Source organism: Marinobacter azerbaijanicus (genome assembly GCF_030250645.1).
Classification (GTDB): Bacteria; Pseudomonadota; Gammaproteobacteria; order Pseudomonadales; family Oleiphilaceae; genus Marinobacter; species Marinobacter azerbaijanicus.
Window position 1 is genome coordinate 411,110 of sequence record NZ_JASSVS010000002.1, and the last position, 23,853, is coordinate 434,962.

General features: G+C 57.2%; 22 protein-coding genes. 5 read left to right on the forward strand and 17 right to left on the reverse strand.

Translation table 11 applies throughout. From position 1 onward, the window contains the following. Positions 1-15: 15 nt before the first annotated feature. From pdxJ to rpoE, 13 genes are all read right to left on the reverse strand, one after another. A complete protein-coding gene (pdxJ, locus tag QPM17_RS05380) occupies positions 16-765 on the reverse strand; it encodes a pyridoxine 5'-phosphate synthase (RefSeq protein ID WP_285389417.1) in 750 nt (249 codons plus the stop codon). Continuing rightward, entirely contained in the window at positions 755-1,483 is a 729-nt protein-coding gene (recO, locus tag QPM17_RS05385) for a DNA repair protein RecO (protein WP_285389419.1), read from the reverse strand. Before recO ends, pdxJ begins: the two co-directional genes overlap by 11 nt. A 7-nt stretch (positions 1,484-1,490) precedes the next feature. Next, on the reverse strand, positions 1,491-2,408 hold the full coding sequence (era, locus tag QPM17_RS05390) for a GTPase Era (RefSeq protein ID WP_285389421.1): 918 nt from the start codon (positions 2,406-2,408) through the stop codon (positions 1,491-1,493). After that, complete coding sequence (gene rnc / locus QPM17_RS05395) at positions 2,408-3,097, reverse strand: ribonuclease III (RefSeq protein WP_285389423.1); 690 nt, start codon at positions 3,095-3,097, stop codon at positions 2,408-2,410. Before rnc ends, era begins: the two co-directional genes overlap by 1 nt. Then, positions 3,094-3,483 carry a DUF4845 domain-containing protein gene (locus QPM17_RS05400; RefSeq protein WP_285389425.1) on the reverse strand — a complete coding sequence of 130 codons (390 nt, stop codon included), beginning with the start codon at positions 3,481-3,483 and terminating at the stop codon, positions 3,094-3,096. The genes rnc and QPM17_RS05400 overlap by 4 nt, the downstream gene beginning before the upstream one ends. Before the next feature lie 29 nt (positions 3,484-3,512). After that, complete coding sequence (lepB, locus tag QPM17_RS05405; protein ID WP_285389426.1) at positions 3,513-4,298, reverse strand: signal peptidase I; 786 nt, start codon at positions 4,296-4,298, stop codon at positions 3,513-3,515. A gap of 11 nt (positions 4,299-4,309) precedes the next feature. Then, on the reverse strand, positions 4,310-6,112 hold the full coding sequence (gene lepA, locus QPM17_RS05410; protein WP_285389429.1) for a translation elongation factor 4: 1,803 nt from the start codon (positions 6,110-6,112) through the stop codon (positions 4,310-4,312). Between the two features lie 104 nt (positions 6,113-6,216). Beyond that, on the reverse strand, positions 6,217-8,943 hold the full coding sequence (locus QPM17_RS05415) for a bifunctional diguanylate cyclase/phosphodiesterase (RefSeq protein ID WP_285389431.1): 2,727 nt from the start codon (positions 8,941-8,943) through the stop codon (positions 6,217-6,219). 134 nt (positions 8,944-9,077) lie between these two features. Continuing rightward, positions 9,078-10,460: a DegQ family serine endoprotease gene (locus QPM17_RS05420; protein ID WP_285389769.1), complete on the reverse strand. Its 1,383-nt coding sequence runs from the start codon at positions 10,458-10,460 to the stop codon at positions 9,078-9,080. A gap of 175 nt (positions 10,461-10,635) precedes the next feature. Next, a complete protein-coding gene (locus QPM17_RS05425) occupies positions 10,636-11,082 on the reverse strand; it encodes a SoxR reducing system RseC family protein (protein ID WP_285389432.1) in 447 nt (148 codons plus the stop codon). Beyond that, on the reverse strand, positions 11,079-12,149 hold the full coding sequence (locus QPM17_RS05430) for a MucB/RseB C-terminal domain-containing protein (RefSeq protein ID WP_285389433.1): 1,071 nt from the start codon (positions 12,147-12,149) through the stop codon (positions 11,079-11,081). Before QPM17_RS05430 ends, QPM17_RS05425 begins: the two co-directional genes overlap by 4 nt. 43 nt (positions 12,150-12,192) lie before the next feature. After that, entirely contained in the window at positions 12,193-12,771 is a 579-nt protein-coding gene (locus tag QPM17_RS05435) for a sigma-E factor negative regulatory protein (protein WP_285389435.1), read from the reverse strand. Positions 12,772-12,785: 14 nt separating this feature from the next. Continuing rightward, positions 12,786-13,472, reverse strand: coding sequence for an RNA polymerase sigma factor RpoE (rpoE, locus tag QPM17_RS05440; RefSeq protein ID WP_285389438.1), 687 nt, complete (start codon positions 13,470-13,472; stop codon positions 12,786-12,788). 140 nt (positions 13,473-13,612) lie between these two features. On the opposite strand from rpoE, the gene nadB reads away from it, so the two are divergent. The 5 genes from nadB (at position 13,613) to QPM17_RS05465 (ending at position 17,963) form a co-directional block, all read left to right on the forward strand. Next, the gene (gene nadB / locus QPM17_RS05445) at positions 13,613-15,217 is read left to right on the forward strand and encodes an L-aspartate oxidase (RefSeq protein WP_285389439.1); all 1,605 of its coding nucleotides are present in this window, start codon (positions 13,613-13,615) and stop codon (positions 15,215-15,217) included. A gap of 44 nt (positions 15,218-15,261) precedes the next feature. After that, positions 15,262-15,516 carry an FAD assembly factor SdhE gene (locus tag QPM17_RS05450; RefSeq protein ID WP_285389441.1) on the forward strand — a complete coding sequence of 85 codons (255 nt, stop codon included), beginning with the start codon at positions 15,262-15,264 and terminating at the stop codon, positions 15,514-15,516. After that, positions 15,500-15,979 (forward strand): hypothetical protein, encoded by a 480-nt coding sequence (locus QPM17_RS05455; protein WP_285389443.1) that lies wholly within the window; start codon positions 15,500-15,502, stop codon positions 15,977-15,979. The genes QPM17_RS05450 and QPM17_RS05455 overlap by 17 nt, the downstream gene beginning before the upstream one ends. Positions 15,980-16,013: 34 nt before the next feature. Then, a complete protein-coding gene (gene ygfZ, locus QPM17_RS05460; RefSeq protein ID WP_285389445.1) occupies positions 16,014-17,012 on the forward strand; it encodes a CAF17-like 4Fe-4S cluster assembly/insertion protein YgfZ in 999 nt (332 codons plus the stop codon). Between the two features lie 117 nt (positions 17,013-17,129). Further along, positions 17,130-17,963, forward strand: coding sequence for an HDOD domain-containing protein (locus QPM17_RS05465; RefSeq protein ID WP_285389447.1), 834 nt, complete (start codon positions 17,130-17,132; stop codon positions 17,961-17,963). A 160-nt stretch (positions 17,964-18,123) separates the two neighbouring features. On the opposite strand, the gene ung is transcribed toward QPM17_RS05465, so the two are convergent. The 4 genes from ung to recJ form a co-directional block, all read right to left on the reverse strand. After that, positions 18,124-18,867, reverse strand: a complete 744-nt coding sequence (gene ung / locus QPM17_RS05470) for a uracil-DNA glycosylase (protein WP_285389449.1) — start codon at positions 18,865-18,867, stop codon at positions 18,124-18,126. Position 18,868: 1 nt separating this feature from the next. Continuing rightward, complete coding sequence (gene lysS, locus QPM17_RS05475; RefSeq protein ID WP_285389450.1) at positions 18,869-20,401, reverse strand: lysine--tRNA ligase; 1,533 nt, start codon at positions 20,399-20,401, stop codon at positions 18,869-18,871. A 51-nt stretch (positions 20,402-20,452) separates the two neighbouring features. Further along, positions 20,453-21,548, reverse strand: a protein-coding gene (gene prfB, locus QPM17_RS05480) for a peptide chain release factor 2 (protein ID WP_285389452.1) whose coding sequence is annotated in 2 segments (ribosomal slippage) — positions 20,453-21,475 and positions 21,477-21,548 — 1,095 coding nt in all. Because the reading frame shifts where the segments join, the coding sequence is not laid out codon by codon here. A gap of 568 nt (positions 21,549-22,116) precedes the next feature. Beyond that, positions 22,117-23,850 carry a single-stranded-DNA-specific exonuclease RecJ gene (recJ, locus tag QPM17_RS05485; protein WP_285389455.1) on the reverse strand — a complete coding sequence of 578 codons (1,734 nt, stop codon included), beginning with the start codon at positions 23,848-23,850 and terminating at the stop codon, positions 22,117-22,119. Between the last annotated feature and the right edge of the window lie 3 nt (positions 23,851-23,853).

Consider the following 23,853-nt stretch of genomic DNA (forward strand, 5'->3'; position numbering starts at 1 on the left):
TTTGGCGGACTCCGATCAGGACCGGGCGTTGGCCAGAATGGCTTTCATGTCCCTGACAGCCTCTTTCAGGCCGGTAAAGACCGCCCGTGCAATAATGGCATGGCCAATGTTGAGCTCGTTGATACCAGCAATCGCCGCTACCCGTTCGGTGTTGTGATAGTGAAGGCCGTGGCCTGCATTCACGATCAGGCCCTTTTTCCGGGCATGCTCGACAGCAGTTAATAGCGTGGCAAACGCGGCGTCTGCTGCCTCTGGCGTATCCGCTTCGGCATATTCGCCTGTGTGGAGCTCTACCACCGGTGCTCCGCACCGGATGGCTGCGTCAATCTGCGCGATATCCGGGTCGATAAACAGGGATACTTCAGTTCCTATCCTTGCCAACCGCTCACACGCCTTGGCAACGCGTGCTTCCTGCCCTTCCACATCAAGCCCGCCTTCGGTGGTCAGCTCCTCGCGTTTTTCAGGCACCAGGCATACGCATTCCGGGCGCACCTGCTCTGCAAATGCCAGCATGGCGTCAGTAACAGCCATTTCCAGGTTCATCTTGGTGGTCAGGATTTCCCTGAGCATAAGCACATCCCGATCCTGGATGTGTCGGCGATCCTCCCTGGGGTGGATGGTAATACCATCGGCACCGGCCTCCTCTGCCAGGATGGCCGCCTGCACCGGATCCGGATAGCGAGTGCCTCTGGCCTGGCGCAGTGTTGCGACATGGTCAATGTTGACACCCAGCAGCACTCTGGGATTCGTTGCGCTAGGGTTCATTACGATCTCCTCGATGATGACTGAACAGGCTTCGGCTATTGAGGGGGCGGCCCTGCAGAAGATAGTCGACCAGTACACGGGTTACCCGCTTGGCGACACGGCGGCATTCTGTTGACTCCAGATCTCCGGACGCAAGAGCCAGTAACGTGGCACCGGAAAGGTTCTGAAGCCTGACACCCGCCGAAGGCATAGCCAGAACCCCCTGTTCCGGATCATAGCAATAATACTCACCGGCCTCGACCGCCAGCCCGGTATCGGTGGCCAGGTCCCATGCGAAGTCATATCCCAGTTCTGCCGCAAGGGATTGCTCGAACCGTCGGAGAACGGGTTCCACGTCACCCGCATCCGACAACTCGGAAATTACGTCGATATAGGAGGCAAACAGGCGGGCATGAGGATCAGCTGGAGGTAACAGTCGCTGCAAAAGTTCGTTTACGTAGAGCCCGCTGTAGAGAGAAAGAGCCGGCTTGAGCACGGGCCCGCCACGGACTTCCACCTGAGTGAGGGTTTTCAGGTCACTACGGCCGGCCCAGTCCACCAGTAACGGCTGGAACGGCTGCAACTGTGCCTTCAGCGGACTTTTTGCGCTATTGCCACCACGGGCAATGGCGGTAATGCGGCCCGCATTCAGGGAGAAGATATCCACCATCAGGCTGGTTTCCCGCCATGCCCGGCGGTGAAGGACGTAAGCGGGCTCCTGCTGCATTGGCCCCGTCATAGACGCCTCAGAAGTCGTTCATTCCAAGACTTTTCAGGGCCCGTTCACTGTCTGCCCAGCCCCGCTTGACCTTGACCCAGAGCCTCAGCATTACCTTGCTGTCAAACAGGCGCTCCATATCTGCCCGGGCTTCCTGGCCGATGCGGCGCAACCGCTCGCCTTTGTCGCCGATCATGATCTTCTTCTGACCTTCACGCTCCACCAGAATCAACGCGGAGATGTGCAGGGTCTTGCCGTCCTTGCGGAACTCCTCGATTTCAACTGCCACTGAGTACGGCAGCTCAGCACCCAACTGACGGGTGATTTTCTCCCGCACCATTTCGGACGCCATAAAGCGCTCACTGCGATCCGTAACCTGGTCGTCCGGATAGAAGTGAACGCTTTGTGGCAGGAAACGCCCTACCGCTTCTTCCAAAGGCGCCAGGTTCATGCCCTTCAGGGCCGATAACGGAATGATTTCAGCAAATTCCCGCTTCCGCGACAGCATGTCCAGGTGTGGCAAAAGGGCCTCGCGGTTCTCTATTCTGTCCACCTTATTCACTGCAAGAATCACCGGGCACTTCAGGCTGCTCAGTTTTTCCAGCACCATTTCGTCTGCGGTGGTCCAGGCCATCTGGTCAACCACGAACACCGCTACATCCACGTCCTTCAACGCCGATGTGGCCGCCTTGTTCATGTAACGGTTGATGGCGCGTGGCTCTTCCTCGTGCATACCCGGGGTGTCCACATAGATGGCCTGCACCGGCCCCTCGGTCTTGATGCCCAGGACCTGGTGGCGCGTGGTCTGTGGCTTTCGGGAGGTAATACTCAGCTTCTGACCAAGGATATGGTTCAGCAGCGTGGACTTGCCCACGTTCGGACGGCCAACAATCGCCACGAATCCACAACGGCTATCCGGGTTTTCCGGACGGGTAACATCATTCATCAATCATTCTCCACGCCCAATTCCTTGAGGGCATTGCGGGCGGCCTGCTGCTCGGCAATCCGTCGGCTGTTACCGGTACCTGTAGTTTTCCGGTCCAGTGACGGCAGAGCGCAGGAAACATGGAACGTCTGGGCGTGAGCTTCACCGTCCACCGAAATCACGTCGTAAAGCGGCAAAGGAAACTGCCGCGACTGTAAATATTCCTGCAGTCGGGTTTTCGGATCCTTCTGGGTATCCTGAAGATCCAACTGCTTCAGGCGCACCTCGAACCAGCGCAAAACCTGCTCCCGGCAGGTATGAAAATCACTGTCCAGGTAAATCGCACCGATAATGGATTCAACGGCGTCCGCGAGAATCGATTCACGACGGAATCCACCGCTTTTTAACTCGCCGGAGCCCAGACGAAGGTATTTACCCAGTTCGAATTCTCGACCAATTTCCGCCAGCGTGACTCCCTTTACCATGCGGGCACGCAGACGACTCAGTTGTCCTTCCCTGGCTTTTTCAAAGTGCTGGTACAGATATTCGGCAATAACCATATTGACAATGGAGTCACCCAGAAATTCCAGGCGCTCATTGTTCTGGTTGCCAAAACTGCGATGGGTAAGCGCCAGCAGCAGACGCTCCGGGGTTTTGAACTGATACCCGATACGCCGCTGCAGCTGTTCCAGATCCGGTTGCGAACTCACTTGCCCTTCATCTCGTACTCGTGTTGGAAGTGGATAACCGTATCCACGTTACGGAAGAGGTTATTGCGGACTTCATAATCCACATTGATCACCACAAACTCGCCGTTCTTCTCAACGGTGATGTTCTTGGCGTCAAACCCTCTCACATTGTTGACGCTCAGTCGCTTGTTGATAAGGCTTCTTACCTGTGCAGGTCCCATGCTGGAAAGATCTTCGGTTCCCTCAAGGCTTTCCAGTGCTTCCTGAATAGTGATGTCGTCCAGATAAGCCGGCCCCAACTTGATCACAAGCGTCAGCAGACCACCGAAGAAGAGCACCATGATCATGATCACCAGTGCCGATGCGCCCGCCTGCCTGCGCATGGATGAAAGACTGTTTTTCTTCATTATAAAGATACCCCTGAATTACAACGCACTTATTCTATACCGCCAACACGATCAAAGGATGGCAGGCTGGTCAGTGATTCCCAGTGCATCCAGATTGCAAACGCCTTACCCACCACCATCTCATCCGGAACAGTGCCCCAGTAGCGACTGTCGTTGCTGTTATCGCGGTTGTCACCCATCACGAAGTACTCACCCTCGGGAACCAGCCATTGCCCGTCACCGGAGTGGCCCGTGCGGCCAAGGGTCAGAAAGACATTGTATTGGTGATCACCAAGTGTTTCACGCCGCAGCTCTACCGGCGGCAGCCTTGCGACAAAACGAGACTCAACCTTCTCACCATTGATGAACAGCTCACGGTCCTGATAACGGATATGATCCCCGGGCAGACCCACAACCCGCTTGATGTAATTGGTGCTGCCATCTTCCGGATAACGGAATACGATAACATCGCCACGCTCCGGGTCATCCACTTCCAAAATTTTTGTGCCCGCAACGGGCAGCCTCAGGCCATAGGCATACTTGTTGACGAGGATAAAGTCCCCTACTTCCAGGGTTGGCAACATGGATCCAGAAGGAATCTGAAAAGGCTCCACCAGAAATGAGCGCAACACCAGCACCACTGCCAGGACCGGGAAGAAAGAACGGCTCAGATCGACAAGGTAGGGCTCCTTGGGTTCTTTATCCGCCTCATACTCCCCTGGCTTCAACCCTGCCGCGGTAAGCCTGCGCTTGCGCAGAACGAGCCGGTCCAACAGCCAGATCAGCCCTGTTACAAATGTCAGAACTACGAGAACCAGGGGAAAATCAATATCCATTCAGGTGCCTTTTAGTTATCCACTTTCAATACGGCAAGGAATGCTTCCTGAGGCACCTCGACATTGCCCAGTTGTTTCATGCGCTTCTTGCCTTCTTTCTGCTTCTGCAGCAGTTTCTTCTTCCGGCTGACGTCGCCACCGTAACACTTGGCGGTGACGTTCTTGCGAAGCGCCTTGACGGTCACCCGCGATACAACCTGATTTCCGATCGCCGCCTGAATGGCGATATCGAACATCTGGCGCGGAATCAGTTCTTTCATTTTCTCAACCAGCGCACGGCCCTTATAGTGTGCCTGGTCCTTGTGCACAATCAGTGCCAGAGCATCCACTCGCTCTGCGTTGATCAGCACGTCCAGCCTTACCAGGTTCGCGGTCTGGAAACGCACGAAATGGTAATCGAGTGAGGCAAAGCCGCGGCTGGCAGATTTGATGCGGTCAAAAAAGTCCAGTACCACTTCTGCCATCGGCAACTCGTAGGTCACCTGAACCTGGGTTGACATGAAGTGCATGTTTTTCTGGATGCCGCGCCTTTCCTCGCACAGTTTGATGACGTTACCCAGGTGTTCCTGAGGCACCAGAATGTTGGCTTCAACGATTGGCTCGCGCATTTCCTCAATGGAACCAATATCCGGCAGGCTGGAGGGGTTGTCTACCGACAGGGTCTCACCCTGTTTGGTAACGACTTCATAGATTACCGTAGGCGCTGTGGTGATCAGGTCAATATCGTATTCACGTTCCAGACGTTCCTGGACAATCTCCATGTGGAGCATGCCCAGAAAGCCACAACGGAAGCCAAAACCAAGCGCATCGGAGCTTTCCGGCTCGAAAAACAGTGAAGCGTCGTTCAGCGTGAGTTTTTCCAGCGCGTCGCGAAAATCGTTGTAGTCGTCCGCGCTGACCGGGAACAACCCGGCATAAACTTGTGGTTTTACTTTCTTGAAGCCCGGCAGCATGGGGATATCGTCGGATCCTTTTTGCTGCACGATGGTATCGCCCACTGGCGCACCATGGATGTCTTTGATACCGGCCACGACGAAACCAACATCACCGGCTTCCAGAATATCCGTATCCTTCGGCTTGGGGTTAAAAATACCGACTTTATCGGCGTTCCAGGCCTTGCCAGTGGACTTGATGACAATCCGGTCGCCCTTTTTCAGCGTGCCCTCGGTCACCCGCACCAGGGACACGACGCCCAGATAGTTATCGAACCAGGAGTCAATGATCAGCGCCTGCAGGGGTGCACTGCGGTCACCCTTGGGTGGTGGAATCTTGGCAATCAGGTCTTCCAGAACATCTTCCACACCAATGCCGCTCTTGGCACTGCAGCGGACCGCCTCGGTGGCGGCAATGCCAATAATATCCTCGATTTCCTGGGCGACACGCTCGGGCTCAGCCTGCGGCAGGTCCATCTTGTTCAACACCGGCACCACTTCCAGACCCTGCTCAATGGCGGTATAACAATTCGCCACCGACTGGGCCTCAACACCCTGGCCTGCGTCCACTACCAGGAGAGCACCTTCGCAGGCGTAGAGAGAGCGCGAGACTTCGTAGGAAAAGTCCACATGGCCTGGTGTGTCGATAAAGTTCAGTTTGTATTCTTTACCGTCCCGGGCCTTGTAGTTCAGTGTCACGCTCTGGGCCTTGATGGTGATACCGCGTTCGCGCTCAAGATCCATGGAATCAAGCACCTGCTCGGCCATTTCACGTTCAGTGAGGCCGCCGCAGATCTGGATAAAGCGGTCCGCCAGAGTGGATTTACCGTGGTCGATGTGGGCGATGATCGAAAAGTTTCGGATTCGGCTCAGTTCAGTCACAGACAATGAATACTCATAAAAATACGAAGGATTGAGCCCGGAAGGGCCGTGCCGGAGTCCGGCGACGGCGTGATTTTACCGGTTACCGGCTGTCATTGCCATGATCAGGAAGTTAGTGGCCTCTCATATTGACGAATCAGGAAGCCGATGAGGGCATCCTCATCCAGCGGATAGCTGAACAGATTGCCCTGACACTGGGCACAGCCGGCACTTTTGAGGAAATTCAGCTGCTGGGGAGTTTCCACCCCTTCGGCGACAACTGTGAGATGTAATTTCCTGGCCAGCGCAATGACAGCTGAAGCCACATCCGTTGCACTGACGTTGTATGGGATGTCGCGAATGAAACGGTGATCAATCTTGATCACATCCAGTGGTAACTGCTGCAGGGCAACGAGCGAGCAGGAACCGGTTCCAAAATCGTCCAGGATCAGACAAACGCCCATGTCATGGAGCGATACCAGAAGCTCCCTCAGCATTCGCGGATCTTCGTTCAGCAGCTCCGCCGGCATTTCCAGCTCCAGACGCTCCGGCGACACCCCGGTTTCGGTAATTACCTGACGCATCATGTCCAGGAAGCCGGAGTCCGTCAGCTGGCGTACCGACAGGTTAACCGCCATTTTCAGCGACTCGAATCCCGCACGCTCAAGGGCCTGAACCTGAATGCAGGCCTGGCGCAGCGCCATCTCACCCAACCTGACTATCAGGCCGGTTTCCTCCGCCAGGGATATGAACTGCTGGGCGCTGACAAGACCTTTTTCCGGATGGTGCCAACGCAGGAAGGCCTCCACACCAATCACCCGCTCGCTTTCAAGATCGATCTTGGGCTGGTAGTGCAGGACAAAGCGGTCGCCATCCAGTGCAGTGGCCAGCTCTTCCTGCTGCAACAGGCGCCGGGCTGCCTTGATGTTCATGGCCGGCGTAAAGAACTGATACATGTTCCGGCCCAGTTCTTTGGCCCGATACATTGCCAGGTCCGCATATTTCATCAGGGTGCCGGGGTCCTCACTGTCGTGGGGAATCATGGTGATACCGATACTGACAGTGATACCAACCTCATGATCGTTCAGACGAACGCGCTGGCAGAGTCGTCTGAGTATGGTTTCAGCAACCTTGCCAGCGGCGTCAGGGCCACTGATACGCGACAACAATACAACAAACTCGTCACCACCCAGCCTGGCAACCGAATCATCCTCCCTGACGCAACCAGTAAGCCACTGGGATACCTGCTTGAGCAACTCATCACCACAGTCGTGGCCAAGGGTATCATTGATTCGCTTGAAGCCATCAAGGTCCAGGAACATCAGTGCCGCTGGCTCCTGACTGCGACGGCTTCTGCGTACCACGTGGCTCAGGCGGTCCTTGAATAACTGGCGGTTGGCCAGCCCGGTCAGCGGATCGTAGAACGCCAGTCGGTGCAGCTCTGACTGGGCCGCCTTGAGCTGAGTCAGGTCTCGCAGGGAGAGCACAACGCCATCAACTCCGGGCACGTTGAGCATGGCGGTAAAGGTGCCTTCCATGTCGCGCCATTGTCCTTCCGAATCCCGTATACGTGCACGGATCACCGGCATCTGCTGCCCGGGTGATTTGACCGCCTCGTCAAACCCGGCCTTCAGTTGTGGCCAGTCTTCCGTGTGAACCAGGGATTCAAGTTCCAGGCTGGAGGCCCGGTCGGGATCAAAACCAAGAATATCGCGACTCGATGGGCTTGCGTATCGGGTTTTTCTGTTGCGCTCCAACACCAGCGTCACATTGGCAGCCCCTTCAGTAATGGCACGGTAACGGCCAGCGCTGATCTGCGCCATGATGCGGGAACGAATCATGGTAAGGACGAACAGGAACATCAGCAGGCTGATGAGGATTCCGGAACTCAGGACAATAGAGGGACGCGGATCAGATGCGAGATAATCAAAGGCCGGTGTAGACCGGGTCTGCAGCAGCCAATCCCGGCCACCATGGGTGATCGTCTGACTCTTTTCAAAACTGAACTCGTCATCCAGAGAGCCAAGATTGGAGCCATACATCAGTGCATCCCGGGAAATCTCACCGCTATCGTAGATCCTCACGTCGAGAAAAGGCGCAATGAGACCGACAATACCGTCCAGCAGATGGTTCATCCTGAATGCACTGAAAACGTAACCCGCCAGCATCATCTGACGCTCTACACGACTTTCGGGCACCTCACCACCCTGATAGACCGGGTAGTACATCAGGAATCCCGCCTGATCTTCAGCCACCTCCTCCTGCACCAGCACTACCTTTCCGGTCACCTTGGGCTCGGCATGATCCCTGGCACGTACCATGGCGCGACGATGCACCGGGTCGCTGAAGGCGTCGTACCCCAGCGCCTTGCGGTTGCGTTCGGTGCCCGGTTCCAGATACACCATCGGGTAGTAATCCGGGCCAGCGCCCAGGGGTGTAACCAGATAGTTGAGAACGCCATCACGCCGAACAGAGGCGATATGATCCGCCATCTGGCGAACACCAATCTTCTGGACGTAACCGATTCCCTGGATACCCGGGTAATAACGGTTGATATCGACCTTATCCACGTATTCACGCCAGTCTTCCCTGCTGACGTCACCAGCAACAGCAAACAGACCAGCACTGCCGGCCAACACCTGCTCGTAGTTCAGCAAACGCTCTTCAATGGCGGTTTTAAGCTGGAGGGACTGGGTCTTGAAACGGGCTTCGGTACGGTCTTCGACCAGCCGGATGGAAACTTGCCAAAGCAGGACCATGACAGCAAGTGATGCAGCCAACAGCAACCATGCCATCCAAGAATAGCGCGGCTGGAGCAGTTTCCGGAGGGGAAGTTCCTTTCTGTTCATCATGTTATGGCAGGTCCGATCCGTGGCCAGGTATCTTTTATTGTCGGCAGTATAACAAAAGCCCCGCTGGCTGTCGTTTAACCAACAGCCAGCAGGGCTTTATTCAGTGAACACCAGCATAGTTCGCCGCGAACCCGTTAGGGCTTCATGACCAGATAGATGGCCCGTCCCTGGCGCACAACGCGCACTGATACTGCACTGTCCTCCGGTAACGATGCCACTGCCTCGCGGAAGTCCTTGACGGAGCCAATGGGGCGACGGTTGAGCTCGGTAATCACATCCCCGGGGCGAATGCCAGCCGTCAGCGCAGGCCCCTGAGCGATATCGGATACCACCACACCATCGGAGACCCCCAGAGAGTCCCTGATCTCGTCGGACAGGGGTTCAACGCTCATGCCCAATGGTGCGGAGGAGAGACCAGGACTACTGGAAGCCGGCGCGGATGCACGCGCTTCACCTTCCTCAGGGAGCTTACCGATTTCGACATCCAGAGTTATCTGCCGGCCTTCACGCATCACCTCCATGGACGCCGTTTCACCCACGGGTGTGCGACCCACCATGGGAGGCAGGTCAGAAGACAGGACCACTTCTTCGCCTTCGTATTCGAGTACAATATCACCGGCTTTCAAACCCGCCTTCTCGGCTGGCGAACCGGCCATAACCTCCGCGACGAGAGCACCACGTGGGCGCTTCAGGCCGAAAGACTGCGCCAGGTCCCGGTTCACCTCCTGGATAAGAACGCCAAGCCATCCTCTGGAAACCGAGCCCTTGTCCCGGATCTGCCGGAATACATTCATGGCATCATCAATGGGAATGGCAAATGACACCCCCATAAAACCACCGGAGCGGGTGTAAATCTGTGAATTGATACCGATGACGTTTCCATCCAGATTGAACAGAGGCCCTCCCGAGTTGCCCGGGTTAATAGCCACATCAGTCTGAATGAACGGTACGTAGTTCTCTGACGGTAACGAACGGCCAAGGGCGCTGACAATTCCAGCTGTTACCGTGTAGTCAAAACCAAATGGCGATCCGATGGCCAGAACCCATTCGCCCACTTTCAGATCACTGGAGCGGCCGATACTGACCACCGGCAGGTCATTACCATCCTCAATTTTAAGAACCGCCATATCCGAACGCGGATCTGTGCCCACCAGTCTGGCAGGCAACTCGCGACGATCATTCAGGCGAACAATAATCTCGTCGGCGCCCTCCACCACATGATTATTGGTCAGAACGTAGCCGTCGCTGGAGACAATAAACCCTGACCCCATGGACTGCCTTGGGACAGAGCCTCCCGGACCTCCGCCATGGGGAGATTGTGGGCCACGGAAGAAGTCCTGAAAGAATTCCGGCAACTGCTCGAACTGGCGATCATTGAAAGGAAGACCATGGGAGCGGCTACGCCCGGCCTTTGGTTCCGTCGTGGTGCTGATATTCACCACGGCGCTCGAGTTCTCCTCAACCAGTTCCGTAAAATCGGGCAGACTGCGCGCAGTTGCTGACTGCGCCAGGGCCATCGGAACCAGCAGGCACAGCAGATACAAGGTAAACGCTACAAAACCACGGCTCCCGGGCCGGGACTGGATATCATGGTTGTCTGTCACTTCGAGCATCAAGAACCCCCTGATTAGCGGATATTTCTAATTATGATGCGGCCAAAGCCGGGAATTTCAACAGAACAGGCATTGACCATTACACTAGCTCAACTGGCAGTTGTCTGACGTTAACCAGCCGCGGCTCCCAGGTTCCGGCAGAGCGCGACTGCCCTCTGCGGGCGGCAAGGAACCCGACCGCCAGTCCCGCTGCTGCCCCCAACATGGCCGCACCCTCGTGACCCGCCGATAGATGATGTCCCAATACAGCCCCGGCAACCATCAATAAAAGCGGCAAGGCGTAAACGAGCAGGGATGCCCCGAGCAAGGCGGATTCGTCAATGGCAACGGTCACCTCATCACCAACCCGGGCGCCAAGCGTGTTGGCGACAAGCACCTGATTGGCGCGACCCGCTGACACACTGGCCAGCGCCCGCTGACCACAGCCATGCCGGGCCGAACAGCTGCTGCAGGCACTGGCGCGAATCGTCTGGACCCATACCTTGTCGCCACTGACCGCAACCACCTTGCCGGTTTCAGTAATCATTGCCGGATTACTCCGAACGCCAGGGTATCATCCACTTTCACGGAGTCTGCCACCTTGCGTGCGGTACGGGGAGGGATCTCGCCAACGACTGTTACGAAAAAGTCCACGTCATCAACCTCAAGCTGTTTCATATACACCGTTGTAGCACCGATACGTGACGCCCCTGTGGGCATTACGATCTCGCGGGCCGGCTCGACAAACACCGAAAATGCCGCCAGCCCATCCGAGAAAGCTACAGCCTGCCCCTTGCCTGAGCGTGGCGCTGCCGCGGGAATGAAGCCATCGGGTCGCCATTCCAGCGTCCAACCGTCCATTCGTGGCATCGGGGAAGACGACTCTTTGGCCTCCAGCTCCCTCGCAATCTCCTCTCCTTCAGTGCGGATAACAAATTCGCTGTCAGCGAGGCTGTCGGTAATTTCGAGACTGGTGAACTGAAAGTGCTCAAGGACGCTGCCCTCAGCGGAACGCACATGACTCTTCACCAGCAGACCGGTGGACTTTTCCAGCCACAACTGATGACTGTAACGCAGGTCATCCTTGGCCTTCAGGGCAAGCCTCACCACGTCGTAACCGGCAATTCTGTCATCACCAGCCAGCTCCGGCTGATACCAGCGACTGACTGGCATCAACTGGCTGGAAAATGCTTCCGCAAAAGGACCAGAGGGGATCACCTGGTCCAGCTGGATACGCCCATGGTCCGGTAACACACAGACCACACGCATCCCCTTGCGGACAATCTCCCCGCTGGCACCATCCTGGGGGACCAGACGCTCTTCAACGATGCCATCCTGGTAACGGTGTGCAATCTGCATGGAACTGACCTGGTCCCCCCTTGCGTAGACAAAGACGCCACGGTAGGAAGTCATGTTCAGAGCCGGGCCGAGCCGGCTCAGCCAATACTCGGCGTCCTTGCTGCCGGCATCGTCCACCGATGCTGTGGAACCACTCCCCCCGGATTCAGCAACGGCCTGCCCGGTCAGCAAAACAGCCAGAACCATGAACAGGGTAAGCAAACACCTGCCAGGTTTCAGACGCCGGGTCCGGACTGCGGTTACCGATTTACGCATCGAGCATTCAACTCCGACCAGTATTGAGGGTGAAATCGTTGACCTAGTAGCCAGGCCCGGAGGCACTCACCAGCCGGGCGTAACCAACGGAGCCGCGGCCCGCACCGACGCTATTGTGTTGGGCGTGCTCAAGAAGGTAGCGACTGAGATGCTCCCATTGCTCGTCATCAAGCCCCTGTAGGGCAACTTCCTGCACCGGCTCACCCCCAGTGTCGGATTCGCGGCCGTCCGACTGCTCGGCGGGAATACCGGCAGTCACAATATCGACCGAACTGTCCACTGATTCCCAGCCTGCGCCAGCACCAAACCCCACCACCAATGCCAGGGTTACCATGGCGACCGCTGGCCAGTGCCAGTTCCTCTCTCTGCCAGCCTGTTGCAGCATCGCCGTACCGGATGGCCTCTGCGTCGACCCATCCAGTGCCGCCCTGACACTGGCACTGACGTCGATTCGATCCTCGGCCAGGTTGCCCTGATGCATCAGATCACGCACCTGCTGCCAACGCTGCCACTGGGAACGAATGTCATCCTGACGGGCATGCGACAATAAACGACGGACAGACAGTTCGTCCGCTTCGTCATCCATCATTGCTGACAGGGTTTCTTTGAGACGATCATCCATAGGATGCAACCTCATCATGTCCGGGAATCGTTTAACAAGGGGCCAAGGTGGCGATCAACTGCATCCCTTGCCCTGAAAATCCGCGACCTTACAGTACCAATCGGGCACTCCAGGATACCGGCAATGTCTTCATAGCTCAGCCCATCATATTCTCTGAGCAGGAACGCTGACCTCAGTTCTTCCGGCAGGTTGGCTATGGCCACCCTGAGCGCATCCTGAAGCTGATCCCGTTGCAGCAGCTTCTCCGGTGACGCGTTATCTCTCAGCCTTGAGCCATCTTCAAAGTTTTCGGCTTCACCGGAGTCGGCACTCCCCTGCGGACGACGGCCGCGGGACTCAAGGAAATTCTTGGCGGTATTAACCGCAATGCGGTACAGCCACGTATAAAAGGCACTGTCACCACGGAAACGCTCTATGGCCCGGTAGGCCTTGACGAAGGTTTCCTGGGTCAGGTCCATCACTTCCTGGCTGTCGTAAACATAACGACTGATAATCGACGCTACCCGTGACTGGTACTTGACCACCAGGAGGTCAAAGGCTGACCGGTCGCCATGACGGACCTTCCTTACCAACTGAAGGTCTGTCTGGCTTTCGCTATGTTCTTCCTTGTGTCGTTCTGTATCCGCAGTCATGGACGGGGCGTCGGCGTTTCCATAGTGAGCAACCGCTTGGTCAGCTTGGCTGTAATTGGGTTTAGTCATTCTGCTGCCTGGCGTCCGATTAAGCTATGGCGCCCCCGACTCACTGGGAGACTGGGAGCACCCCGTCTCAGGCCAAATAGACAGCAGGCACAAAGTTTAGTTCAATACACCTCCACATTATGGCCTGTGATAACGATCCGATGCCACAATCCCACGAATTCGATGTACTGATAATCGGCAGCGGCGCTGCCGGGTTAACCGTTGCCCTCAATCTCCCTGAACATCTGCGGGTTGCCGTCGTCAGCAAGGCCGACATCGGTAGCGGCGCGACACTCTGGGCTCAGGGTGGTATCGCAGCGGTTCTGGACGACAACGACTCTGTCGAAAACCATATCAGTGACACCCTCAGCGCCGGAGGCGGTCTCTGCCACGAAGATGCCGTCAGATTCACCGTTGAACATGGCCGCGAAAGCATTGACTGGCTGATTGACAGCGGCGTCACTTTCACCCGGGAAGATGACACACACTACCACCTGACACGGGAGGGCGGACACAGCCACCGGCGCATAATCCACGCTGCCGATGCCACCGGTCATGCGGTTTCCACAACCTTGTCGTCGCAGGCCCAGTCACGCTCCAACATCACACTCATGTCAGGCAGGGTGGCAGTGGACCTGATCACCAACCGTAAGCTGTCACTACCGGGCAATGCCTGTGTAGGCGCTTACATACTGAACCTGGAAGACAACCACGTAGAATTGTTCCGGGCCCGCTTCACCGTCATTGCCACTGGTGGCGCCAGCAAGGCCTATCGCTACACAACCAATCCCGATGGTGCATCAGGCGACGGCATCGCCATGGCGTGGCGGGCAGGTTGCAGGGTGGGCAACATGGAATTTAACCAGTTCCATCCAACCTGCCTGTACCACCCCCACGCAAAATCCTTTCTGATCACCGAGGCGGTGCGGGGCGAAGGCGGCACGCTGTTGCTCCCCGATGGAACCCGTTTCATGGATCGGTTCGACAAACGCGGTGAGCTGGCGCCCAGGGATATTGTTGCCCGTGCCATTGACCATGAGATGAAACGCCTTGGCGCCGACCACCTGTACCTAGATATCAGCCACAAGCCCGCCGACTTCGTGAGACAACATTTTCCGACCATTTACGAAAAGTGCCTGACCTTTGGCATTGATATCACCAGGGAACCCATTCCGGTGGTGCCGGCCGCCCACTATACCTGTGGCGGGGTGCTCAGCGATGAGCGGGCCCGCACGGATATCAATCAGCTCTATGTGGTTGGTGAGGCAGCATTTACCGGACTGCACGGGGCCAACCGCATGGCCAGCAACTCCCTTCTGGAATGCCTGGTCTATGGCCGCGCCGCCGCTGCGGATATCGCAAGACGGGAATCCGATCTCCCGCCACCGCCGGAGGCTCCGGACTGGGATGAAAGCCAGGTGCGGGATTCCGATGAGGACGTGGTAATCTCCCACAACTGGGACGAGCTCCGGCATTTCATGTGGGACTATGTAGGCATTGTCCGGACCACCAAGCGCCTGCAAAGGGCCAAGCACCGTATAGACTTGCTGGAGCGTGAAATCGGCGAGTTCTACAGTAACTACAGGGTGTCCAATGACCTTCTGGAACTGCGAAACCTGGTTACCGTTTCCGACCTGATCATCTGTTCCGCCCTGCAGCGCAGGGAGAGCCGCGGCCTGCATTACACGCTGGATTTTCCGGGACTGCTCCAGGAAGCAAAAGATACCGTACTGGTCCCTACAACCTATAGACGACCCGCCCCGTGACCGGGGCAGGTCGAACCGATCCCACTGGGCAACTGAGAGTATTCATGTCTGATAACACCGAGTTTAACCGCCTTTGGTGGCACAGCCGTCGCGGCATGCTTGAGCTGGATGTACTACTGATCCCGTTCCTGGAAGAAGCCTACCGCGACCTCCCCGCGGAAGACCAGGCGTGCTATCACAAACTGATCACCTGCGAAGACACCGACATGTTCGAGTGGTTCATGCAGCGTAGCCGCCCGGAGGACCCCGATCTGCAACGCATCGTCGACATTATTCTGAAACGTGTCCAACCGGATTGACCTGCAACTGCTGCCATCTCACCCGGTCGCAGGTCTGTGTGCCCTGCCCTGGCTGGCGCTGACAGCTCTGGTGGTGCTTCTGGCCAATAACCAGGGCCTGGCCATGCTGGCGCTGGCTGCTCCAACACTTGCCGGCGGCGTTTTTCAGTATTGCCGCAACGGTTTATTGTCCGGAGCAAACGCAGTGGTCGGTCTGCGGGTTGAGGGCCAGCAACTCTATGCTTGCCTTGCCTCCGGTTCGGAATATGCAGTGCTGCCCGGTGACGAAAGCCGGCTGGGCGCACGGTTCGCCATCTTGAAACTGCAGTGCATCGACTCCATATCAGGGACACATCCTGTTGTTCTGGTTGCATTCACGCCCTGGCTCTGCAACACCTCACCAGAAGCATTCCGTCAATTACGGGTATGGCTTCGCCTGGGGAGTCCTGCCGGGGCACGCAGAATGCTGGTCAACAACCAGTGAATGTCCAGGAAACCCACTGATTCCGGAGCGCTCCATGTCAGACACCGAAAATCCGGTTGCCAGCCATCCGCTACCCTCTCCCGCCCGCGTTGATGTTACTGACCGCGTCGTAGTACGAATTGCCGGTCCGGGAACCGACAAGTTCCTGCAGGGCCAGTTCAGCCAGCAGATTGACGATGTCACCTCTGACCACTCTCCTAGAGCAGCAGCCTGCACCCCGAAAGGTCGGGCCTACTGCCTGACCAGACTGGTGAGGGATGGCGACGACGTACTGATGGAGCTGCCCGCTGAGCTGGCAGACGATACTGTCCGGCATTTGCGCAAGTATCTGATGCTTTTCCGTGGCACCTCCATGGAAGTGGAAACAGCAGCCCGGATCATCGGCCTGATGGGTGAGACCACAGCCGGACAGCTGTTACCGGCGGAAAGCGACAGACTGGCAGTGGCAGGCGATTCGATAATAATCGGGGGCGGGCACCTGGTGCGCACAATGAATACCGCCGAAGGCATGGCCCGTTACGAGCTGTGGCAGACCGGAGATCTGGCCAGCCCGCTGCAACAGGCACTGGACAGCATCCCCAGGGCCAGTCTGGCCGACTGGCATGCTTCCGAAATCGCCGCCGGCGTGGCCGCGCTAGCTTCCGCCACCACTGAGGGATTCGTTCCGCAAATGTTGAACTGGCAGCACGTGGGCGGCATTCACTTCAAAAAGGGATGCTATACCGGACAGGAAGTGATTGCCCGCATGCACTTCCTGGGACAACTCAAGAAAAGCCTGTTCCGGTTCGCAACCAGCCAGGCGGAGAGTCCGCCCGTTCCTGGAGAGGCTGTTCTCAATGGCGATCGCCCGGTAGGTACTGTGATCAGCTCCGTTGGTTTTTCCGATGGCACAGCAGAATGTCTTGCCGTGGTGCGACACGATGCAGCAGAGAAAGAGCTGGCTCCTGAGAGCGCCCCGAATACCGTCCTATCTCCGCGCCCTCTGCCCTATTCCGTTTCCGAACGTGAACAAATGGGTACGCCTGATACATAAGTTGACAGGAAGAATCCCGAGAATTTGCTATAAAGTACTTCATAAATCTGAATATTTTGGCCTTTCCGGACTCTTCTGCCGGCCAGGTAACATTCAACAGGCGGACCACAACTGACCATGTCGAACATTGTCGAAACCATTAAAACCGATCTGACCGATGCCATTGAAAACGACAAACTAGTACTTCCAACGCTGCCGGAGGTTGCGCTGCAGGTACGTGAAATCGCTGAAGATGAAGACTCCGCGATTATGGATCTGGTCAAGGTCATCAGTAATGACACCGCGCTTTCTGCCCGAATCATCCGTGTCTGCAACAGCCCACTGTTCCGTGGCAGCCGTGCCATTGAAAACCTGAACATGGCGGTCAGCCGACTTGGAATGGCCTACACCAGTAATCTCGCCATGGGTCTGGCTATGGAGCAGATGTTCCAGGCCACCTCTGACATGATCGACAAGCGCCTGCGAGCGACCTGGCAGAAGAGTACCGAGGTGGCAGGTGTGTGCCATGTGCTGGCGCAGCATTACACAAAGCTGAAACCGGATCAGGCTACGCTTGCGGGGCTGATCCACCTGATCGGGGTGTTGCCGATTCTGCGGTATGTGGAGGATCGTGATATCCAGATCAGCAGTATCATGCTGGATAATGTGATTGATGAGATTCATCCCCGTATCGGAGCGACGATTCTGCAGAAGTGGGATTTTCCGAAGGAACTTCAGAATGTACCTCTGGAATACGCCAATCTGCATCGGGAAGTGCCAGCAGTGGATTATGCGGATCTGGTGCTGGTGGCGAACCTGCAGTTGATTGCGGGTACGGATCACCCCTGGACGGAGGTGGACTGGAAAACGATTTCGGCGTTTGATCGGCTCGGCTTGGATCCGGAGGTGGATATGAGCGAGGAAGAGGACCTGAATGCGCAGATGGAAGCGGCTATGGCGCTGCTTAAATAGTTCCTTCCGGGCCTGGTAATTCGGGGGGCTGGCCGGAGGCGGGGGTATTTTTCTTCGGGAAAAGAACTCGCTGCGCTCAGACACCTTTTCCTGTCAGAGAAAATACCCCCGCCTCCGGCCGATCAGACTTTGTTGCGGGCCTGCCTTTTTGCCCGCGGTGTTAGTTAGACTGATTTTTGCCGTATTTTTCCAGTAGCTCGGATTTGTTTGGCAAAGACCAATCGACTGTTGGCAGACCATTTTGTTGTAGCCACTCGTTTGCCTTGGAAAAGTGCTTGCAGCCGAAAAAGCCGCGGTAGGCGCTTAACGGGGACGGGTGTGGGCCGTCCAGTACCAGGTGTTTGCTGCGGTCGATGTGTTGACCTTTCTTTTTTGCGTAGCTTCCCCAGAGTAAAAACACCACGCCTTCCCGTTCCCGGTTGATGGTTTCTATAACCTTGTCAGTGAAGGTTTCCCAGCCTTTGCCCTGGTGGGCACCTGCCTGACCCTGGACGACGGTAAGGACGCTGTTCAGGAGCAATACGCCTTCGTCAGCCCAGGGTTGGAGGCAGCCGTGGTCGGGGGGCTGGATGCCGAGGTCGTCGCGGATTTCCTTGAAGATGTTGACCAGGGAGGGCGGTATGGCGACATGGGGGCGCACGGAGAAACACAGGCCATGGGCCTGGTCAGGGCCGTGGTAGGGATCCTGGCCGAGGATGACAACGCGGACCTGGTTCAGCGGGGTGCTGTTCAGAGCGTTGAAGCAGAGGTGGCTGGCGGGGAACAGGGTTTTTCCGACCTGTTCTTCCGCTGCCAGGAAGTCAGCCAGCTGCTGCATGTACGGCTGGCTGAACTCATTGCCAAGGTGCTCTGACCAGCCGCGATTGGGCTTGAGCTGGTTTGCCAGCACTTCCACAGGCTGCATGTCAGCCCTCGTCTTTCTTTGTTTCCGCCTTGTGTTCCGGGCGCATGGCAGGGAACAGGATGACGTCGCGAATGGAAGCGGAATTGGTCAGCAGCATGGCCAGGCGGTCGATACCAATGCCTTCCCCAGCAGTGGGGGGCAGGCCGTATTCCAGTGCCATGATGTAGTCTTCGTCGTAGAACATCGCTTCGTCGTCGCCAGCATCCTTTTCTGCCACCTGCTCCTGGAAGCGTTCGGCCTGGTCTTCGGCGTCGTTAAGCTCGGAGAAGCCGTTGGCAATCTCGCGGCCGCCCACGAAGAATTCGAAACGCTCGGTCACGAACGGGTCGTTGTCCTTGCAGCGTGCCAGCGGAGACACTTCTTTCGGGTAGTCGGTAATAAAAGTCGGCTGCATCAGGCGATGCTCGGCGGTTGCCTCGAAGATCTCTATCTGGACCTTGCCCAGGCCCCAGCCATTCTTGATATGGATACCCAGATCCTTGGCGATCTTGCGAGCACCGGCTTCGTCAGCCAGTTCCTCGGCCTTGATGTCGGGATTATGGCGCAGGATGGCATCCACCACGGTCAGGCGCTCGAACGGCTTGCCGAAATCATACTCGATGGTTTCTTCCTCGCCATCGGCCAGGATGCGGGTGTTCACAACGGTGGTGGTTCCCAGCACCTTCTGGGTGATGGTGCGCAGCATGTCTTCGGTCAGGTCCATCAGGTCGTTATGGTCTGCATAGGCCTGATAGAACTCCACCATGGTGAATTCCGGGTTGTGGCGGGTTGAAAGCCCTTCATTGCGGAAGTTGCGGTTGATCTCGAACACCCGCTCGAATCCACCCACCACCAGTCGCTTCAGGAACAGTTCCGGCGCGATCCGCAGATACATGTCGATGCCCAGCGCATTATGGTGGGTCACGAATGGACGCGCAGTGGCGCCACCGGGGATTACCTGCAGCATCGGGGTCTCCACTTCCATGAAGTCCCGGTCGGTAAAGTACTGACGCATGACGCTGATGATTTTCGAGCGGGCGTAGAACACCCGACGGCTATCTTCATTCATCATCAGATCGACGTAGCGGTGGCGGTAACGAGCCTCCGTGTCGGTCAGCCCCTTGTGCTTCTCCGGCAGCGGCCGTAGGGACTTGGTGAGCAGCGTGTACTCATCCATGCTCACATACAGGTCCCCCTTGCCAGACTTGCACAGGACGCCACGCACGCCCACGATATCCCCCAGATCCCAGTGTTTGGTGTCTTTCTGGACATCCTTGGAGGCGTAGATCTGGATACGGCCAGTCATGTCCTGAACTACCTTGAACGCCTTGCGATCCAGCATCATGCGGCCGGCAATGGCCACCACGATACCCATTTCCGCCAGCTCTTCCTTGCTCTTGTCGCCGTATTTGGCCTGAAGCTCTGCGGCGGTAGCGTCGCGGCGGAAGTTATTGGGAAAGGCGTTGCCCTGCTCGCGCATCTCGGCCAGCTTGGCGCGGCGCTCGGCAATCAGCTTGTTGTCCTCTGGCTGTGCATTCTGGGTGTGGTCAGTCATGTTGGCTCACAAAATCGGGAATTGTCCGGGTTAGCATGGTGATAGCGCTGATTACAGCGCCATCTTCAGGCTGGCTTCGATGAACTTGTCGATGTCACCATCCAGTACCGACTGGGTATTGCTGGTTTCCACTTTGGTGCGCAAGTCCTTGATACGGCTATCGTCCAGCACGTAGGAGCGAATCTGACTGCCCCAGCCAATGTCGGCCTTGGCGTCCTCGGCTTTCTGCTTTTCAGCATTACGCTCCTGCATCTCGCGCTCAAACAGCTTCGCCTTCAGCTGTTTCATGGCCTGATCCTTGTTCTGGTGCTGGCTTCGGCCAGCCTGACAGGCCACGACAATACCGGTCGGGTTGTGGGTCAGACGCACCGCGGACTCTGTCCGGTTGACGTGCTGGCCACCAGCACCGGACGCGCGGTAGACATCCACCCGCAGGTCCGCAGGGTTGATCTCGATTTCGAAACTATCGTCCACTTCCGGAGATACAAACACCGAAGAGAACGAGGTGTGGCGACGGTTGCCGGAATCAAACGGCGATTTGCGCACCAGCCGATGCACGCCGGTCTCGGTGCGCAGCCAGCCGAACGCATAGTCACCCTGGACGTGGATAGTGGCACTCTTGATGCCCGCCACATCACCTTCCTGCAACTCGACAATTTCAGCCTTGAAACCGCGGCGCTCTGCCCAGCGCAGGTACATACGCAGCAGCATGTTTGCCCAATCCTGGGCCTCGGTGCCACCGGAGCCGGCCTGTATGTCCAGGTAGGCGTTGTTGGCGTCCATTTCGCCAGAGAACATACGGCGAAACTCGAGCTTCTCAAGCTCCTTGTCGAGGCTTTCCAGGTCAGCTTCTATCTCGGCAGCCGTTCCTTCGTCCTCTTCCTCGTCTGCAATCTCCAGCAGACCTTCGGCATCTTCCAGGCCAGAGGTAAGGTTATCGATGGTACGTACGATCAACTCAAGATCGGACCTTTCTTTGCCCAGCGCCTGCGCCCGGTCGGGGTCTTCCCACACCGAGGGTACCTCCAGCTCGCGCTCTACTTCGGTCAGTCTCTCACTACGCTGATCGTAGTCAAAGATACCCCCTGAGCGCTTCAGTGCGCTCACGAAGGTCTTTTATCTTCGTAACAATGGGATTGATTTCCATGAAATCCTTACTCACTTTCGGAAAATGGATGCGATCAAAATCAGACGCGAGATTCTACCGGAATTCTGTTTTTAAATCAGCCGGTGCAAAATGCGACTTCCGGAAAGCACCAGGCAGGGACGTTGTTCCGGGAGACGCTGTGAATACGTCCATGTAAGCTTGACGAAAACATCCATGTTTTCGACACTCCCGGAACAACGTCCCTGCCTGGCGCCCAAATTTGGGAGTTGCTGTCGACATGAAACGTAGGTTGGATTAGAGGCAACGCCTCGTAATCCAACAATGCCCGGTCTACCACCACAACCCAACCCTGGAATCCGCCATAACGTGGCTTCGGTTTGTTTCGTTGGTTATGGGTTTGGTGGGGGTTTGGGCTTTTTGTCGGATTACGGCCTTTCAGGCCTAATCCGACCTACGGTTCTACCGCGTTAACTCTCGGGTTTAATCGGGCCTGGGGTGGGGGACTATTTTCTGCCAGAAAAAGGTGTCTGAGCGAAGCGAGTTCTTTTTCCAAAGAAAATAGTCCCCCACCCCAGGCCCAGCCGCCAAAAGTCAAAGCCCCGAAGGCTCAAACAAGAGGCTCCAGATAATCCACCAAAAGCTGCAGATTCGTACGCCCGCGAAAAGTATTGGCGTCGGGCTTGTACACCACCCGGGCCCCGGTACGGGTGTAGTCGGGCACTTCCGGCCCGGTGTTGAAGGCGATGCCGTCGATGATGGCTCCACCCTCTTCCGGCTGGAGCACCAGCTTCAGGTGGTTCTCGCCGACAATGCGCTGGCTGACCACGCGGAAGTTGCCGTCGAACAGGGGCTCCGGGAAATGCTGTCCCCAGGGGCCGGCCCGTTTCAGCAGAGTGGCGGTTTCCAGCTGAAGTTCGTCCGGGCTCAGGGGGCCATCGGTGGTGATGGCAGCTTCCAGGTCTTCTGCCCGCAGAGTATCGCGCACGGCTCTGTCAAAGGCCTCGCTGAAAGCATCCAGATCCTCACGGGACAGTGTCATGCCGGCCGCCATGGCGTGGCCGCCGTATTTTTTCATCATGCCCGGATGGCGGGCGTCGACCACTGCGAGCACATCGCGGATATGCAGGCCGGGGATGGAGCGGGCAGAGCCCTTGATATCCTCGCCGTTGTCATCCGGAGCGAACGCAATGGTCGGGCGGTGGGTCTGCTCGCGAATACGGGCGGCCAATATGCCGATAACACCCTGGTGCCACTCAGTGTCGAACAGGGCCAGCCCCCAGGGTAAGCCCTCGATATCCAGCGACATGGATGCCAGCAGATCCTGAGCCTGGGTTTTCATGTCTTTTTCGATGGTGCGCCGTTCACGGTTGAAGGTGTCCAGTTCACGGGCCAGGCGTTGGGCCTCATCGTGACAGTCAGCCAGCAGACAGGCGATGCCGACGCTCATATCGTCGAGGCGGCCGGCCGCATTAAGCCTGGGCCCGACGACAAATCCAAGATCCGTGGAACTGATGTCGGTATGGTCGCGCCCGGCCACTTCCAGCAACGCGAGAATACCGGGGCGAGCTTCACCCTGGCGGATGCGGCGCAGGCCCTGCTCGACAAAGATGCGGTTGTTGTGATCCAGCGGCACTACATCCGCTACCGTGCCAAGGGCAACCAGGTCCAGCAGGCTGCCCAGATTGGGCTGGGGTTCCGGCAGCAGGCCCTGCTCCCGCAAATGTTTACGCAGGGCAGTCAGCACATAAAACATCACACCTACGCCTGCCGCATTCTTGCTCAGGAACGGGCAGCCAGGCTGGTTCGGGTTCACAATGGCGTCAGCTTCAGGCAGGGTTTCCCCGGCCAGGTGGTGGTCGGTCACCACCACCTTTATGCCCAGATCCCGCGCAGCGCGCACGCCCTCCACGGCAGAAATACCATTGTCCACGGTAACCAGCAGATCCGGCAGCGAGCCTTCCTCCTGGAGCCGGTGAATAATCCCGGGAGTCAGGCCATAGCCATCGGAAAAACGACTGGGCACCCGAAAGTCGACGTCGTTCAATCCCAGCATGCCCAGGCCCAGCATGGCCACGGCCGTACTGGTGGCACCGTCTGCATCGAAATCGCCCAGAACCAGCACTCGCTGTTGACGGGTAATCGCCTCAGTCAGCAGGACCACAGCACGGTCGATGCCCTGAAGATTCATGGGAGAAGCCAGATGCTTCAGGGTATAGCCGAGCTGTTCATCGGAGGTCACTCCACGGGCGGCGTAGAGACGGCGGAGCAGTGGGGGCAGGTTCTGGCCCCAGTCCGGGGTGGTTTCCGGACCGGGGCGACGCAGGATTTTTTTTGGTGTCATACC